17 protein-coding genes and 2 tRNA genes are annotated in these 14,183 nt (G+C 65.0%); 5 read left to right on the top strand and 14 right to left on the bottom strand.

The genetic code is table 11. From position 1 onward, the window contains the following. Nucleotides 1-78 precede the first annotated feature (78 nt). Complete coding sequence (locus tag HAH_RS07390) at nt 79-894, top strand: cytochrome c oxidase subunit 3 (protein ID WP_044951831.1); 816 nt, start codon at nt 79-81, stop codon at nt 892-894. Between the two features lie 22 nt (nt 895-916). On the opposite strand, the gene HAH_RS07385 is transcribed toward HAH_RS07390, so the two are convergent. Continuing rightward, the gene (locus tag HAH_RS07385; RefSeq protein WP_014040349.1) at nt 917-1,441 is read right to left on the bottom strand and encodes a hypothetical protein; all 525 of its coding nucleotides are present in this window, start codon (nt 1,439-1,441) and stop codon (nt 917-919) included. 3 nt (nt 1,442-1,444) lie between these two features. Beyond that, a complete protein-coding gene (locus HAH_RS07380; protein WP_014040348.1) occupies nt 1,445-3,727 on the bottom strand; it encodes a DUF6789 family protein in 2,283 nt (760 codons plus the stop codon). Between the two features lie 177 nt (nt 3,728-3,904). Between HAH_RS07380 and coxB the strand changes: the two genes are divergently transcribed. Continuing rightward, a complete protein-coding gene (gene coxB, locus HAH_RS07375; RefSeq protein WP_014040347.1) occupies nt 3,905-4,627 on the top strand; it encodes a cytochrome c oxidase subunit II in 723 nt (240 codons plus the stop codon). A 27-nt stretch (nt 4,628-4,654) separates the two neighbouring features. Here coxB and panB read toward each other — a convergent pair whose 3' ends face one another. Further along, nucleotides 4,655-5,464: a 3-methyl-2-oxobutanoate hydroxymethyltransferase gene (panB, locus tag HAH_RS07370; protein ID WP_014040346.1), complete on the bottom strand. Its 810-nt coding sequence runs from the start codon at nt 5,462-5,464 to the stop codon at nt 4,655-4,657. Nucleotides 5,465-5,561: 97 nt separating this feature from the next. Between panB and HAH_RS07365 the strand changes: the two genes are divergently transcribed. Further along, on the top strand, nt 5,562-5,789 hold the full coding sequence (locus HAH_RS07365) for a DUF5822 domain-containing protein (RefSeq protein WP_005534398.1): 228 nt from the start codon (nt 5,562-5,564) through the stop codon (nt 5,787-5,789). On the opposite strand, the gene HAH_RS07360 is transcribed toward HAH_RS07365, so the two are convergent. The 3 genes from HAH_RS07360 to HAH_RS07350 are packed head-to-tail and all read right to left on the bottom strand — an operon-like array spanning nt 5,768 to nt 8,027. Continuing rightward, nucleotides 5,768-6,310: an HAD family hydrolase gene (locus HAH_RS07360; RefSeq protein WP_014040345.1), complete on the bottom strand. Its 543-nt coding sequence runs from the start codon at nt 6,308-6,310 to the stop codon at nt 5,768-5,770. The genes HAH_RS07365 and HAH_RS07360 overlap by 22 nt on opposite strands. A gap of 48 nt (nt 6,311-6,358) precedes the next feature. Beyond that, nucleotides 6,359-7,486, bottom strand: coding sequence for an acyl-CoA dehydrogenase family protein (locus tag HAH_RS07355; protein WP_014040344.1), 1,128 nt, complete (start codon nt 7,484-7,486; stop codon nt 6,359-6,361). Between the two features lie 37 nt (nt 7,487-7,523). After that, complete coding sequence (locus HAH_RS07350; protein WP_014040343.1) at nt 7,524-8,027, bottom strand: helix-turn-helix domain-containing protein; 504 nt, start codon at nt 8,025-8,027, stop codon at nt 7,524-7,526. Between the two features lie 131 nt (nt 8,028-8,158). On the opposite strand from HAH_RS07350, the gene HAH_RS07345 reads away from it, so the two are divergent. Continuing rightward, nucleotides 8,159-8,243, top strand: a tRNA-Leu gene (locus HAH_RS07345). Between the two features lie 265 nt (nt 8,244-8,508). Here the strand turns inward: HAH_RS07345 and HAH_RS07340 are convergent. After that, nucleotides 8,509-8,736: a DUF7511 domain-containing protein gene (locus HAH_RS07340; RefSeq protein ID WP_014040342.1), complete on the bottom strand. Its 228-nt coding sequence runs from the start codon at nt 8,734-8,736 to the stop codon at nt 8,509-8,511. Between the two features lie 208 nt (nt 8,737-8,944). Continuing rightward, nucleotides 8,945-9,029 (bottom strand) — tRNA-Leu (locus HAH_RS07335). 86 nt (nt 9,030-9,115) lie between these two features. On the opposite strand from HAH_RS07335, the gene HAH_RS07330 reads away from it, so the two are divergent. Beyond that, nucleotides 9,116-9,424, top strand: a complete 309-nt coding sequence (locus HAH_RS07330) for a transcription initiation factor IIB family protein (protein ID WP_014040341.1) — start codon at nt 9,116-9,118, stop codon at nt 9,422-9,424. Here HAH_RS07330 and HAH_RS07325 read toward each other — a convergent pair whose 3' ends face one another. The 6 genes from HAH_RS07325 to HAH_RS07300 all read right to left on the bottom strand — a co-directional run bounded on the left by HAH_RS07325 (nt 9,425) and on the right by HAH_RS07300 (nt 14,182). Then, the gene (locus tag HAH_RS07325) at nt 9,425-9,913 is read right to left on the bottom strand and encodes a phosphopantetheine adenylyltransferase (RefSeq protein ID WP_014040340.1); all 489 of its coding nucleotides are present in this window, start codon (nt 9,911-9,913) and stop codon (nt 9,425-9,427) included. A gap of 70 nt (nt 9,914-9,983) precedes the next feature. Next, nucleotides 9,984-10,550, bottom strand: coding sequence for a winged helix-turn-helix domain-containing protein (locus HAH_RS07320; RefSeq protein WP_014040339.1), 567 nt, complete (start codon nt 10,548-10,550; stop codon nt 9,984-9,986). Nucleotides 10,551-10,662: 112 nt separating this feature from the next. Beyond that, the gene (locus tag HAH_RS07315; protein ID WP_014040338.1) at nt 10,663-11,742 is read right to left on the bottom strand and encodes a glutamate--cysteine ligase; all 1,080 of its coding nucleotides are present in this window, start codon (nt 11,740-11,742) and stop codon (nt 10,663-10,665) included. 107 nt (nt 11,743-11,849) lie between these two features. Continuing rightward, entirely contained in the window at nt 11,850-12,482 is a 633-nt protein-coding gene (locus HAH_RS07310) for a fibrillarin-like rRNA/tRNA 2'-O-methyltransferase (RefSeq protein ID WP_014040337.1), read from the bottom strand. Further along, nucleotides 12,479-13,318 (bottom strand): NOP5/NOP56 family protein, encoded by an 840-nt coding sequence (locus tag HAH_RS07305; protein ID WP_014040336.1) that lies wholly within the window; start codon nt 13,316-13,318, stop codon nt 12,479-12,481. Before HAH_RS07305 ends, HAH_RS07310 begins: the two co-directional genes overlap by 4 nt. Nucleotides 13,319-13,399: 81 nt before the next feature. Continuing rightward, nucleotides 13,400-14,182 carry a DUF5803 family protein gene (locus tag HAH_RS07300; RefSeq protein WP_014040335.1) on the bottom strand — a complete coding sequence of 261 codons (783 nt, stop codon included), beginning with the start codon at nt 14,180-14,182 and terminating at the stop codon, nt 13,400-13,402. Nucleotide 14,183 lies beyond the last annotated feature (1 nt).

Genomic DNA, 14,183 nt, shown 5'->3' with positions numbered 1-14,183 from the left:
AAAGATTCGGGTGAGTCCGGCGATGGACGTGTCAGTCGCGGGGGTACCGTTTTACCAACCCCGATGCTACGGGTTCACATGGCTGGATCGACGGAAACGGCAACTGAACACGCCGCCGACAATGGCCACGAACACCGGAGTCGGTGGCCCCTAATAGCTGCAATCGGTGCTGCGTCGCTGTACCTGGGCGTCGGATTGGTGTTTGTCGGGCTCGATCTGGTCCCGTCCGTGGTCCCAGTTGTACTCGGCGGCGCTGGTGCGGTTGGCTTGCTGGCCGGACTCGCCGGGTGGGCCAACGAGGCGTTCATCGCCGATTACGTCCGGAACCGCAGGGACAGCGATTCCGACCTGTACGCCACGACGATGATTCTGTTTCTCGTCTCAGACGTGGCGACGTTCTCGGCGGGCTTCGTCTACTACGCCTTCATCCGGACCGGGTCGTGGCCGCCGGCCCACCTCCCGCCGTTGCTTGGCTCGCTGGTGGTCATCAACACGGCGCTGCTGCTGGCAAGCAGCGTAACGCTCCACTACGGCCACGAGGCGCTGGAACGCGGAAACCGACAGCGGTTCCTCGGCCTGCTCGGGGTGACGCTCGCGCTCGGCGTCGTCTTCCTCGCCGGACAGGTGTACGAGTACTACGAGTTCGTCGCCGTCGAGGGATTCAGCATCGGCTCCGGCGCGTTCGGGAGCGCGTTCTACGGCCTGACCGGCCTCCACGGCCTCCACGTCGCCCTCGGCGTGCTCCTGCTCGCTATCGCCTTCGCTCGTGCGCTCCGGGGCCATTACGCGCCCGAACGCGACACCGCCATCCGGACCACGTCGCTGTACTGGCACTTCGTCGACCTCGTGTGGGTGTTCCTCGTCGTCGTGCTGTACGTCGGCGCTGCGCTCTGAGCGAACACCGAGCGAGGGACCGCTACTCTGACCGGCCGGCCCGCTGTTCCAACCGCACCAGCCGCCGGTACAGCGGCGGGGCCAGGACGCCGAGGAACCCGAGCGCGATGGCGAACACCCCCAGCGGGAACTGTAGCGGCGCGGCCGCAAAGCAGGTGTTCTCGGCGACGAGGGTCACGTAGTACTGCTCGCCCTCGTAGGTGACGAGAGCCCCGCGGCGGAAGGCGTCGGCGTTGGGCACGTCACCCACGACCTGCTCCTCACCGACCGGGTCGTCTACGGCCGTCAGGAACGCCGTCTGTTCGTCCGAGGAGAGGTCGTCGAAGGCCAACTGCGGAAGCCGCGGTCCCGGCTCGTCCCCGCCGAACCGCTCCGCCGTTGCTTCGGGTGATTCGACACCGATGGTCGGGTTCCCGCAGTTCTCCAGGTCCGGCTCGATAATCGCGTAGCCGCCGGGCACGGCTCCGGCGATACCGACCGCGATGAGCAAGACGCCGACGAAGGGCGCGAGATACTGAAAGACGAACGAATCAGCGCCGTCGCTCATCTGTCAGCCGCCCCCGTCGGTCTGGGTCCGAAGCGTCTCGTCCGACTTGAGGTACTGGAAGGTCACGGTTAGCCCGATGCCGTAGGCCCAGTGAGAGACGAGTACGAAGGTGAGGTACCCGACAAACGCGAGCCCGCTCTGTCCGGTGTAGAACGCGATAGCAAACCCGCTGGATATCAGCGTTGCGAACACCAGCCCGGTCTCGAACAGCAAGCGACCGGGGAGGTAGTCGGAGAACGCAAGGAACAGGAGCGGCCAGGTGACGGTCCCACCGACGAGGAAGAGCACGGCCCCGATAGCCGGGCTCGCGGGCAGCCCGACCAGTTCGGCGATTTCACTGAAGGAAACCGGGTCGAGGACGCCGATGAGTATCGCTGTGATGAGCCCGCCGCTCATCAGGACTGTGCCGACAAACCCGCCAGCCGCGGCCATCCAGGCGTTTCGTGAGACGGTCTCGGCGACGGTACCGACGCCGCCGGCCAGTCCGGTCGGCTCGGCTTCAGGGGCGTAGGAGCGCCGTGTCGTCTCGGGCTCGGTCGGCTCCATATCGTACTTGTTCATCATGTGCTGTTCGAACCACTGCCACTCGCGGGTGAACTGGCTCGTCGCCTTCAGGCCCCACGGGTCCGTCGTCGACACGGGCGTCCCCCGCCAGTAAGAGACGAGCATGTTGTACAGCCACAGCAGGGCGCTCAGGCCGATGATGTAGCCGCCCACGGTCGCGATTTGCTGGGCGAACTGGTACTCCGGTGGGTAGATGGCCTGTCGTCGCGGCAGCCCAAGCCCGCCGATGACCAGCAATGTCATGAACGTCACGAACGAGCCGAAGACGATCAGCAGCGCCTGGAATCTCGCCATCCGCGTGTCGTACCACCGACCAGTGATGAGCGGGTACCAGTAGTAGCTCGCGGCGATCATCAGGAACGGGATGATGCCGACGACGATGAGATGGAAGTGGCCGACGACGTAGTAGGTGCCGTGATAGAGGATGTCGATCGGGATAACTGCGAGGAACACGCCGGTGACGCCACCGATGATGAACGTCCCTATCCCGCCAGCACAGAGGATAAACGGCGCAGTCAGGCGGATGTTCCCTTCCCACATCGTCGTGATCCAGTTGAACACCTTGATCGCGCTCGGAACGGCGATAGCGATGGAAACCGCCATGAACGACAGCTTGACCCGCGGGTCCGCGCTCGTCGTGAACATATGATGCGCCCAGACGCCGAAGGAGAGGACGCCCAGCCCCAGCGTCGAGTAGACGATGAACTGGTAGCCGAAGAGTTTCCGGCCGACGAACTTCGGCAAGATAAGGCTCATCAGCCCCGTCGCCGGGAGGAAGAGGATGTACACCTCCGGGTGGCCCCAGAACCAGAACAGGTGTTGCCAGAGGATAGCACCACCGCCTTCCGTCGCAAAGAACGTCGTCGCGAGGTTCCGGTCTAGCAGGAGCATCACGAGCGCGCTCCCCAGCAGCGGGAACGCGAACAGTGCAATCCCGCTCGTGACGAGCATGTTCCACGAGAAGATGTCGAGGTTCGCCCAGGTGACGCCCTCGCCACGTTCGTAGACGATTGTGGTGATGAAGTTGATAGCGCCGACCGTCGTGGCGATGCCGCTCAGGTGCAACCCGAGCAACAGCAGGTCTATCTGCGGATTGGGCTGTTGCACGGACAGTGGTGCGTACAGTGTCCAGCCGATGCTCACTTCGCGCATCGTGAGGAAAAACCGGATAGCGTTCGCCGGGAGCACCAGATTCAGAACCTGGCCGAGGACCTGGATCATGAGTCCCATCCGGACCATAATGAGTGCCGGCGGCAGGAGCCAGAACCCGATAGCGTTGACCCGCGGGAACGCCATGTCGTCGGCTCCGATGAGGAGCGGCAGGACGTAGTTCCCGATGCCGAAGAACACGGGCAGGACGAAGAATATCAGCATCGTCAGCCCGTGCGTTGTAAACAGCGCGTTGTACGTCTCCGGCGTCCAGATGTCCGCCGGCGGCGTCAGCAGTTCCGTCCGGAGCATCATCGCGTCGACGCCACCCCACAGACCGGCGGCGGTGCCGAAAGCGATGTAGAGCAGACCGATGTCCCGGTGGTCCGTCGTCGTCAGCCAGCGGGACACTTCAGACTGGAGTCGACCGATTTCGAATTCGATCTCCTCTCGGGTCGTGTAGCCGCCGTCGCTCTCCGGTCGTGCTTTCTGCCGCTCCCGGAGCCACAGAAGAAGCACCGACAGCGCCAGCACGGCCAGGGCAGTTCCCTCAACGATAGCCCTGTTTAGCATCTGTGTGTAACGTGCCGTCCCGGAACGATTGCTCGTCTCGTCATGCTACACGTTACCAATAATTGACACGCCCACATTCATAAAACTACGCTGGGAACCCGACACCAGTACGGGTCACCGGTCAGCTGTCATCACCTTGGGCAAGTTATTTGACACGGCGATTGGTACAGTGTGACAATGCGTCTCCGACGACGCGTGATTCAGGCGGGCCTTGTCGTGGTCGGGCTCTCGCTACTTGCTGCCCCGGCCACAGCGCAGTCGGTCAACAGGGCGGCTATCGACGACCTCAACGAACAGCTCCTGTACGTCGCTCTGCCGTTGACGTTGTTCGTCGAACTCACGCTCGTGTACGTGATCTACCGGTTCCGGAACAACGACGACCCGCAACCGACGGTCGACGACCCGGCGCTAGAGGTGACCTGGACGGCCGCGACGGGCGCAATACTTGTCTTTGTCGGGATCTCGGCGTTCGTGGTGATGGCTAACCCCTACATCACGCCTGCAGCGGCCGAGGCATCCGCCGGCGGAGGCGACGCCTTCGCGGAGGATACGGAGATAGACGTGCTTGCCTACCAGTGGGGATGGGAGTTCTCCTACGCCGAAGCGAACGTCACGACGGAGGAACGGCTGGTCCTTCCAGCGGACAGGAACGTCACGTTCAGGCTGCGGACGACGGACGTGATCCACGCCATCTACATCCCGCAACTAGGCGTCAAACAGGACGTCTTCCCCAGCCGGACGATAACGGCCCGAACGCACGCGACCGAACCCGGCGAGTACCGGCTGTACTGCGCTGAGATGTGCGGGTCCGGCCACAGCAAGATGAACGCCACCGTCGTCGTCAAGAATCAGTCCGCCTACGACGCCTGGATGGAGAATCAGACGGCTTCGGCCGACTAGCGGACTGCTGAGTAGGCGTGAAAAGCGTCAGTACAGGTCGTCGAGTTCGCCCTCGGTGTGGCTGTGGGACTCAGCCGGGAACTCGCCGGATTCGACGGCGTCGATGTACTCGTCGACAGCGTCGGCGACTTCGCCGCGAACGTCGCCGAACTGCTCGGCGAAAGGCGGGCTGGACTCGGAGAGGCCGACCACATCGGTGAACACGAGCACTTGCCCGTCACAGTCGCCGCCGGCTCCGATGCCGATAGTCGGGATGTCGACGGCCTCGGTGACCTGGGCGGCGAGGTTGGCCGGGATGTGTTCGAGCACCAGCGCGAACGCGCCGGCGGCCTCGTGTTCCCGCGCGAGGTCGAGGATCTCCTCTGCCTCCTCGCGGCCGGTCGCCTGCCTCGTGTAGCCGGTCTGGTTCACGCTCTGTGGCGTGAGTCCGAGGTGGGCCATCGTCGGGATGCCCAGCTCCGTCAGCCGCTCGGTCAGCTCGACCGTATGTGGCCCTGATTCGAGCTTGACCGCGTTTGCGCCCTCTTCTTTCAGCATCCGCCCGCAGTTCTGGATGCTCTCGCTCTCGTCCGTGCCGAAGGAGAGAAACGGCATATCGGCGACGACCAGCGCGTCGTCCGCACCGCGTGCGACCGCGCCGACCCGTGAGGCCATCTCGTCGAGCGTGACCGGGAGCGTGTCGTCGTGGCCGAGGACGGCGTTCCCCATGCTGTCGCCGACGAGAATGACGTCCACGCCGGTGTCGTCAACGATGCTCGCGGTCACGGCGTCGTACGCTGTCAGCATCGTGATCGGCTCCTCACCAGCCATCGCCTGCAGATCCCGGACAGTTGGCATATCCGAGCGGGGGCGCGCCTGCGCCTTACCTGTTCGGGTTGCGCAGTTCGCACAGGAAACCGCAAGGTGCTTGCCGCACCTAGCTGTACCATCAGCCGTGCCAACAGTCGAGAAGACGGACCCGGACGGCGTGGACTTCGGGTGGGTGATGCAGGTCACGTTCGTGACGACGATATTGGTCGGCTCGCCGCTCGTTGTGCTCGCGTCGACCGCGGTCACGCTCCAGACCTGGACCGCGCGGGCGATGTTCGCGGTCCGCGTCGGCGCACTCATCTGGTTCCTGACGGCCGTCTGCGTCTACCTCTACGCGCGATACCGGGCTTGATCGAACTCGCTCGCCCACTCGAATGCCATCCCGGCCCGCCGGGCGGCCGTCGCGTCGCTCTCTGAATCGCCGACGAACACGGCCGCGCCAGGGTCGACCCCGATTTCTTCGGCAATCGCCAGCAGACCCTCCGGGTCAGGTTTCGGTGACTCGACGGTGTCACGGCCGACGACCGGCCCAACGTGACCGTCGAGGCCATGGACATCCAGCGCGGCCCGACACGCCTCCTCGGCGTTGAGCGAGCACACGCCGACGGGGACGCTGTGTGGGAGGCCGTCGGCGAGGGTCAGTCGCTCCGACTCGTGCGCCCCGGTCCGCTCGTGGTCGGTGATCGCCGCCTCGACGGCGTCACGGTGGCCGGTCTCGGATGACAGCGTCAGCATCTCCCAGAGGTCGCGGTTCTCGGGGTCGACGTTTCGTTCCCGCAGGACCGTCGCGACGTCGCTGGTCACCGTAGCCCAGTCGACGGCCAGCCTGACGAGCGTCCCGTCGAGGTCGTAGATGACGGCGTCGTGTGTCACACCAAGCGATAGGGCCGACGCCCGCAAAACCGCTTCGCCCCGTCGAGCCTACTCCAGCAAGTCCTGTGCGATAATGTTCTGCTGGATTTCGCTGGTCCCCTCATAGATGGTCGTCACCTTCGCATCGCGGTAGAAGCGCTCGACGGGGTAGTCCGTCGTGTAGCCGTAGCCGCCGTGGATCTGAATCGCCTCGTTGGCTACGTCCACCGCCGTCTCGCTCGCGAAGTACTTCGCCATGCTCGCCGCCGCTCTCGCTCGCTCGCCGCGTTCCAGTTGCTTTGCGGCGTCCCACGTCAACAGCCGCGCCGCCTGCACGTTCGTCGCCATGTCCGCGAGCTTGTGCTGAATCGTCTGGAACTCGCTGATCGGCTGGTCGAACTGCTCGCGCTCCTGCGCGTAGTCGAGGGCCTCGTCGAGCGCGGACTGTGCGAGTCCGACGGCCTGCGCGGCGATGGCGACCCGACCGGTCGTCAGAATCGACAGCGCCGCGGCCAGTCCCTTGCCCTCCTCGGTCAGTTGGTAGCGCTCGGGCACGCGGACGCCGTCGAACTGGAGCGGAGTCGTGTCGCTCGCGCGGAGGCCGAGTTTGTCCTCTTTCTCGCCGACGGTGAGCCCGTCGGTGTCTTTCGGCACCAGAAACTGCGTTATCGAGTCCGGGTCGTCGGGGTCGGTCTTCGCGAAGACGATGACGACGCCCGACCGCTTGCCGTTGGTAATCCACTGCTTCTCGCCGTCGATGACGTACTCGTCGCCGTCGCGCCGGGCGGTGGTCGACATCTCCCGCGGATTCGACCCGGCCTGTGGCTCCGAGAGCGCGAACGCGCCGACCGGGCGGCCGTCGGCCATGTCGGGGAGCCAGTCGTCCTGCACTGCTTTGGAGCCGAACTGTGCGATACACGAGGTCGCGAGACAGTGGACCGACAGCGCCGTCGCGACCGCGAGCGACCCGTACGCGAGTTCCTCGTTGACCAGCGCGTACGTCGGCTTGTCGGCGTCGAAGCCGCCGTATTCGGCCGGTGTCGTCAGCCCAGTGATGTCGATATCCGCGAGCCCGTCCCAGCACTCTTCGGGAAAGGACTGCTCGCGGTCGGCATCGGCGGCTTTCGGACGGATGTCCTCGACCGCGAACTCTCGAACGGTGTCACGGATGGCTCGCTGTGCAGCGGAGAGATCCATACCGACCGTTACAGCGGAGTCACGAAAATATTCGGGGTCAGTTGGACTCGACGAGGTCGATGTCGAGGTACTGTTCGAGCGCCTTGATCGTCGACCCACCGACGTTCGCCTGCGTCGCGCGCCCCTGCTCGACAGCGAGGATGTCCGCTTCGTCAAGATCGAGCTCCTCGGCCAACTCACCTGTCTGGAGGCCCTCGCCCTGACGCGCCTCCGTCACGCGCTCGCCGTACTTGCTGACCAGATACGGGAGCTGGTCGTCGTCGTAATCAGCGCCGTCCTCCCAGTGGGAGGCATCGGCCTGCTGTGCGTCTTGCATCTTCGCCGCGTTCTGCGCGGCTTTGCGTTTCCGGTTCTGCTCGTCGCGCGAGCTGTCACTGCCCGTCGTTCGCTCGTTTTCCCCGTGGTCACGCGCACAGCTGTCACACACCTGGAGGGTCGCACCAGCGACGTTCGCGGTCTGGAGGTCGCCGCCGTCGCTACCGCAGAGCTCACAGCTCCCGCCGGCGCTATCGCCACTACTGCCGGTCGAGTATTTGGCCATGCCCCCCGTAGCGGTTTCGTGATATTTCAAACGTCCGGTTCGCGCGAGTGACACACCCTCCCGGGGCGGGTCCAAACGAAAGCGCTTTTATTATCCCACCGGGAACGATTGAATGCACTCAGCAAGAGCGCGCGTGGGTAGCCAAGCCAGGCCAACGGCGCAGCGTTGAGGGCGCTGTCCCGTAGGGGTCCGCCGGTTCGAATCCGGTCCCACGCATTCTCTGAGCGCGAACATATCGTGAGCGCTCGGTAAGTCGGTCGGAGCGAATTCGAACCTTGCGAGGAACGCACAGCGAACTGCTGTGAGCGAGCATTTCTTGCTCCGGTTCGAATCCGGTCCCACGCACTCTCAGAGTGCAGGTGCATTCCCTTGGGACTGCACCCACGCAAACTTACTTCGGACACAACGCTTCCAGAGCGTTCGCTGTCCCTTCTGTCGTCAAAAACAAACAGACACGACCCTGAGCGAGCCCACTCCTCGCTCACCGCATCTCGTCGAGCGCGACGGCGTGCTCGATGTCGACCGAAATCCAGTGGGTGGGGAGCTCATCGTCCTGATCGCTGAAGACGGTGAGCTCGGTCGGATTGTCCGCATCGTCGACCGCATACTCAAACCGAGTCGATCCCGCGGGGCGAGCAGACGGGTCACGGAGTGGGTCATACACCGACATCGTCAGTCCCTCGTTTGGAACGACGCGGACACTCCTCATAAGCGGCAGTTGTGATTCCTGCGGTGTGAGAATCAGCCAGTAGAGGCGGTGGATGCTATCGCCCCAGTAACTGTTCGGGTAGAGCGGTGTGCGGGACCGGATTCGAACCGGATGGAGACGGTCGGCCTCGCGTTGCTCGGCCGCTGCGACTCCCAGGGTTCGGAATCCGCTGGCGATTCTGCTGCTCGCGGTTTGCTCGCAGCAAGAATGCGCGGGACCGGATTCGAACCGGCGGACCCCTACGGGATAGCGTCCTAAGCGCTACGCCTTTGGCCTGGCTCGGCAACCCGCGCGCACCAGTCGGTATCCGCGTTGGCATCAAGAACCCTTCGCTTGCGGGCGACGAAGGTTTAGGTAGGATGGGGAACAACGAACTCGTATGTACCGCGCCAGCGACCGAATCGAGCACGACGAGTGGCTCTCCGACATCGAAGCCGCGTCGGATAGGCTCGACCTCGGGACGGAGGCGCGGTCCCACGCGGTCGACCTGTTTCTCTCGACAGTTCCGGACGAAGACCGGTCGAAACAGGCGACAATGGCTGCCAGCGTGTACGTCGCCGCGCTGGTCGCTGGTGAGGAGCGGTCCCAGTCCGCTGTCGCGGAGGCGACTGGCGTCTCCCGGTTGACGATTCAACAGCGCTGGAAGGACTTGCTGGAGACGGCCGGGCTGGAAGCGCCGGGCTGGTAGCTACGAAATGTTCTGACGGCCGGTGCGGTTCGGCGTGAGGTTCCCGTGTTCGTCGATTTCGCCCTCGACGATCCGGGTCGAAGAGATGATGTCGCCGTCCTCGGCGCGGACGTGCGGGACGACTTCGATTTCGAGCGGGTCGTGGCCCCGCTCCTCGCGGATCTCGTTGATGCGGCGGCCGCCGGTCTCCGTCTCGGGCGAGACGACGAGCGTGTCGAACTGCGGCTCCGTGGCGATACCGGTCGGCTCGGTGAGTTCCCGGACCGCCCATTCGCGGCCCTGGTCGGCGGCGAGCGTCGCGAGTTCGTCGGCGAGTGCAGATTTCCGTTCGCTGAACGGCCGAACGTGGCGCTGGTCGTGGCGCGTCTTCGGCGCGAGGTCGTCGCTGGTGAGGCCAACTGTCACGTCCCCGAGTTCGAATGCGCGTTCGAACAGCGCGCGGTGTCCGTCGTGAATCGGGTCGAACGTTCCCCCCAGCGCGACATTCATATCCCGGGCAACGGCGCGGGTAGGTTTAGTAATATCGACTCGCGAAACGGCTTGCAGGAACCCGTTTTGACTACACGTCGGCGTCGTCGTCGCCGCCCTCGGACCCGTTTCCTTCGTCGCCAGTGTCCTCGCTGGCGTCGGCGTCGTTCGTGCCGTCGTTCGCATCCTCGACCGAAATCGTTACCGGCTCGTCGTCGGGTTCCAGCGTCGTCTCGCCGCCGCCGATATGGTCGTCGAGGTTGAACACCGTGTTCAGTTCCGACTGGATGTCACCGACGATGGTGTTGACGAGGTCGCTCGGCGGAATAGCGCTGTACTCGTAGGGGTTGTTGCCCGCGCCGTCGCTCTCACGCTTCTGGCGGGTCACGACTTCCTCCTCGGTGAGCGCCGCCAGAGCCTCGCGGACCGTGCTCGGATACAGACCGGTCCCCTCGGCTATCTCCTCGCTGGTGCTCTCGGGATGCTGTCTTAGGTGGACGTAGATCCGCGCCCGCGTCTCCGTGTCGAGCACCCACGCCAGCAGGTCGACGATCCCTTCGTCGAACTGCTCGACCGCGCGGTCCGCCTCCTGTTCGATTCGTTCACGGACATCGCCTGTGTCCTCGAGGTCGTCGTGATCGTTGTCGTCTGCAGACATGCGTTGTCTCTGTGAGGACAAAAGCTACAGCTGGATAAAAACCCTTGGCTCAGACTCTCCTGTCGCTCCGCAGTATCGAGCAGGCAAGTCCGGCCGCGGACGACAGCCCAGATCAGGACAGGCGAAGCGAGTCAGCGAGCGCCATGACCCCCTCCTCCGCACGAAGCCGGCGCTGTCGCTCGGCACCGCTTTCGCGGTCGTACAGCTCCCACAGTCCGTCGATACCCAGCCGGTCGCTCTCCATCTCGACCAGTTCCTCGACCGAGCGTGTCGTCGAGATGTCACGCAATATCAGTTCTGCGGACTGGCCGTGGCGGATTGCACGCCACTTGTTCTCGTCGAGGAACTCCCGGCGGAGTCGCCGGCCGGACTCCCCGTCTTCGTAGCGCTCGGCGAGATCGACGACGAGTTCGCGGACGTACTCGACGAAGGCCAGCACCCGGTCCGGGTCGGCTTGCCCGTCCGGAGCACGTACCTCGACGGTGCCGTGGCCCGAATGCGGTCGCACGTCGAACCAGAGTTCGCCGCGGTCGTCGATACTACCAGTTTCGAGCATCCGCCGTTCGTAGGTCTCGAAGGCGTCGTAGTCGTCGAACGCTGTCGGCATCCCGGTGTTGGGCAGGCCCTCGAATATCTTCCCGCGGGCGGACTGCAGCCCGGTGTCGAAGCCGTTCCAGTACGGCGAGTTCGCCGACAGTGCAAGCATCAGCGGGAGATGCCAGCGGAGTTCGTTCGCCACCCAGACGGCCTTGTCGGCGTCGTCGACGCCGACGTGGACGTGCAGGCCTGCGGTCGTGTTGCGGTGCTGTGGGTACTGGATTCGGTCTAGCTGGGACTTGTACCGGGGCTTCTCGGCGTGTTCGAGTTCGCGCCACTTCGCCAGCGGGTGCAGTCCAGCAGCGGCGATACCGAACCCGTTCGCTTCGGCGTGGTCGACCAGCGCATCCCGGACTGACCGAAGGTGCTTCCCGGCGTCCGCCGGGTCGTCGATACGCGGCGTCTGCGTCTCGATAACGCACTTGAACAGTTCGTGGTCGAGCCGGCCGTCGAGAACCGCAGGCGGCTCCGTCTCGTAGACGAGTTCGTCCGTGCCAGACGTCGGGCGACCGAACTCGTCGACGACGTAGAACTCTTCCTCGATGCCGAGCGTCCCCATCCGGGTAAAATGCTCGGCAGATCCCGTCGCGTCCATTACTCAGCACATCGGAATCGACCCGGTAAAGCCTTCCGTCCCCGCCCGCTCAGCCCGCACAACTGGATTCCGTCTCGGACGATTATCGCGGGCAGTACCAATCCCAACTAGTCCTCTCGCGGCCGGGCAACGATACCGAGGTGGTCCTCGTGGAACGGGTCCAGACGCGCCGTCTCAAGCAGTTCGTACTCAGCGCTGAGTTCCGTACGCACACTGTCGAACACGGCGTCGGGGTCGGCGGTCACGTCTTCGCTTCTGGCCTTGATAGCCGCGAGGAGCCGCCCGTCGTCAGTCAAGAACTGTTTGTTGAGCGTCGCCACCCGAGCCTGCCCCCTGGTCGCCACGTCCTGCACGACGACGTCGACCGGTTCGACGACGTGGGCGTAGTTCTCAGGCTTGCGTGCGTCCTTGAGCAGCGGGAAGAGATTCCGCCGGCTCTCCGCGGCGTCCAGCAGTTCCCGCACGGGCCGGGGCGCGAACTCGACGGCGTAGGTCGGGCCGCCGAAATCGGCAACGTGACTCACGGTCGTCCCGGCCGCCGCACCGAGGTACAGGACGGTCTCACCGCCCTCCAGACCGGTGTCCATCCCCTGTTCGAGCATCGCGCCGAGCTTCGAGCGGTGCGGGTCCCACCGCCGCCAGTCGCCGTCGGTCCGCTCGCCGTACACCGGCTGACCCTGCGTGGCGAGGCTCGTCTCGCCGTCGAAGTCGTGGCGCTCGACGCCAGTCGGGAGCGTCATTCGTCGCCCTCCTCGGCCCGGGCCTGAATCCGCTCGATACGCCCGTCGAGTTCCGCCTGCAGGTCCGGCCGACGGTCGCCGCTGTAGTGGTCGACGCGAGCGGCGATTGAGAGCTTCCCGGCCAGCGCCCGCGCGGCAGACCCGCGGTCCGCACGACGGGTCCCGCGCACGTACTCGTGGGTGAAGATGACGCCGTGTTTCGGGGACGGCGCGTTCCCTTTGAGGTGTGCGAACAGCGCGTCTTCCGCGCCGAGGACCTGTACCGTCCCGCTCGGTTTCTTCGCCAGCGCTTCGAGGCCGCCGGCCAGTGAAATCAGGCGGGCCGCAAGCACCGGCCCGGCCAGCATCGAGAGGTTCGGCGCGACGGCGGGCGCGGTCCGTTCGATGTACGCCCGAAGCGAGTCCGCTTCGTCGGCCAGCTCGGCCGTCTGCCCGGCGAGCGACCGGAGGGCAGTGTCTCCCTCGTCCTCGTCGTCTCGGTCGGCCAGCGAGCGAGCGTACTCGACGCCGCTCCCGCTATCACCGTGCCGGCTCCCGCCCCACTCGGCGACCCGTTCGGCGAGTTCGTTTGCCGTGCGCTCGCAGTCGGCCATCGCCCGGACCGCGTGGACGAGCTGCTGGTCGTCAGCGCCCTCTCGTTCGGCGACCGCCGCGCTGGTGGCCGCCATCGTCACCTCGTGCAGACGGTCGTAGTAGTCCGCTTCGTCGTCTGCGAACCCCGCCTCGACTGCCTGCTGTGGCCAGTCCTCCGGCGTGTCGGCTCGCCCGGCCTCTATCTGTTCGACAGCGGCCGCGTCGTCGTCCGGGTCCAGCCCGGCGAACCACCCGTTGCTCATAGCCGTGTGTGTACGCCCGACGCGAAAAAGTGACCCGGTTAGCGCCTGCGAAACGCGTCGGATCTCGCTTTCGATCCGGCCTCAACGCATCCCTGGCGGCGGACCACGGTCCCGCGGGTCGTCGTCACCGTCCTCTTCTTCGAGGTCGATACCGGCCTCCTTGCGTCGGCGAATCACTTCCTGCAACTGCCGATAGTAGTACAGCGTCCCCACGACGCCGATGACGATGGCGATGGCCGACAGGCCGCCGAACAGCCACAGGTCGCGGTCAAGATAGTACCGGACGACAATCTGGTCGGAGGTCACCTCGTCCCAGCGGATGACCTGCTGGCCGTCGACGGTCTCCGACTCGTAGCCTCCCGGGCTGATTCGCGAGAGGAACGGAATCCCGGCCCCAGTGTTGGGCGGGAGCACGACCGTGTACGAGCCGTCCTCGACGAGCGTGGGGGAAGCGAAGCGCTTGCCGGTCCGAGCGACCGAGTAGCCCACCTTTCCGGAGACGTTCCCGGAGAGATTGACTGTCGTTCGCTGGCGACTCTCCGAAGCGCTCAGCGAGGAGTTTGCGGCGCTAACGACCGTCCCGTTCGCGTACCGGAACCGAAGCGCACTGATAGGGACACTCCGCTCGCGCCCGAGGCCGTCGACGGTGTACACGTCAAATGAGGTCTCGTTCTCCACGGCGTAGACGGCGGTGTATCTCGATTCCTCGATGACGATTGTTCCGTCTGCCGAGGTATTCCAGTCGTAGCTCGCGTTCTCGTTCAGCCGCTCCGGGTCGACCTCTTCGGAGCCGAAGAAGCCGCTACACCCCGAAAGGGCGACCAGTGCGAGAACGGCGACCAACAGGAGATGGCGGCGTTTCATA

It is taken from the genome of Haloarcula hispanica ATCC 33960 (assembly GCF_000223905.1).
GTDB classification, from domain to species: Archaea; Halobacteriota; Halobacteria; order Halobacteriales; family Haloarculaceae; genus Haloarcula; species Haloarcula hispanica.
Note: the sequence above shows the minus strand (reverse complement) of the source record. Positions and strands in the feature narration are given on the sequence as shown.

Excerpts from the sequence above, each read along its gene's own strand:
- HAH_RS07390 (WP_044951831.1), top strand. The coding sequence starts at position 79 with ATGGCTGGATCGACGGAAACGGCAACTGAACACGCCGCCGACAATGGC.
- HAH_RS07385 (WP_014040349.1), bottom strand. The coding sequence starts at position 1,441 with ATGAGCGACGGCGCTGATTCGTTCGTCTTTCAGTATCTCGCGCCCTTC.
- HAH_RS07380 (WP_014040348.1), bottom strand. The coding sequence starts at position 3,727 with ATGCTAAACAGGGCTATCGTTGAGGGAACTGCCCTGGCCGTGCTGGCG.
- coxB (WP_014040347.1), top strand. The coding sequence starts at position 3,905 with ATGCGTCTCCGACGACGCGTGATTCAGGCGGGCCTTGTCGTGGTCGGG.
- panB (WP_014040346.1), bottom strand. The coding sequence starts at position 5,464 with ATGCCAACTGTCCGGGATCTGCAGGCGATGGCTGGTGAGGAGCCGATC.
- HAH_RS07355 (WP_014040344.1), bottom strand. The coding sequence starts at position 7,486 with ATGGATCTCTCCGCTGCACAGCGAGCCATCCGTGACACCGTTCGAGAG.
- HAH_RS07350 (WP_014040343.1), bottom strand. The coding sequence starts at position 8,027 with ATGGCCAAATACTCGACCGGCAGTAGTGGCGATAGCGCCGGCGGGAGC.
- HAH_RS07340 (WP_014040342.1), bottom strand. The coding sequence starts at position 8,736 with ATGAGGAGTGTCCGCGTCGTTCCAAACGAGGGACTGACGATGTCGGTG.
- HAH_RS07330 (WP_014040341.1), top strand. The coding sequence starts at position 9,116 with ATGTACCGCGCCAGCGACCGAATCGAGCACGACGAGTGGCTCTCCGAC.
- HAH_RS07325 (WP_014040340.1), bottom strand. The coding sequence starts at position 9,913 with ATGAATGTCGCGCTGGGGGGAACGTTCGACCCGATTCACGACGGACAC.
- HAH_RS07320 (WP_014040339.1), bottom strand. The coding sequence starts at position 10,550 with ATGTCTGCAGACGACAACGATCACGACGACCTCGAGGACACAGGCGAT.
- HAH_RS07315 (WP_014040338.1), bottom strand. The coding sequence starts at position 11,742 with ATGGACGCGACGGGATCTGCCGAGCATTTTACCCGGATGGGGACGCTC.
- HAH_RS07310 (WP_014040337.1), bottom strand. The coding sequence starts at position 12,482 with ATGACGCTCCCGACTGGCGTCGAGCGCCACGACTTCGACGGCGAGACG.
- HAH_RS07305 (WP_014040336.1), bottom strand. The coding sequence starts at position 13,318 with ATGAGCAACGGGTGGTTCGCCGGGCTGGACCCGGACGACGACGCGGCC.
- HAH_RS07300 (WP_014040335.1), bottom strand. The coding sequence starts at position 14,182 with ATGAAACGCCGCCATCTCCTGTTGGTCGCCGTTCTCGCACTGGTCGCC.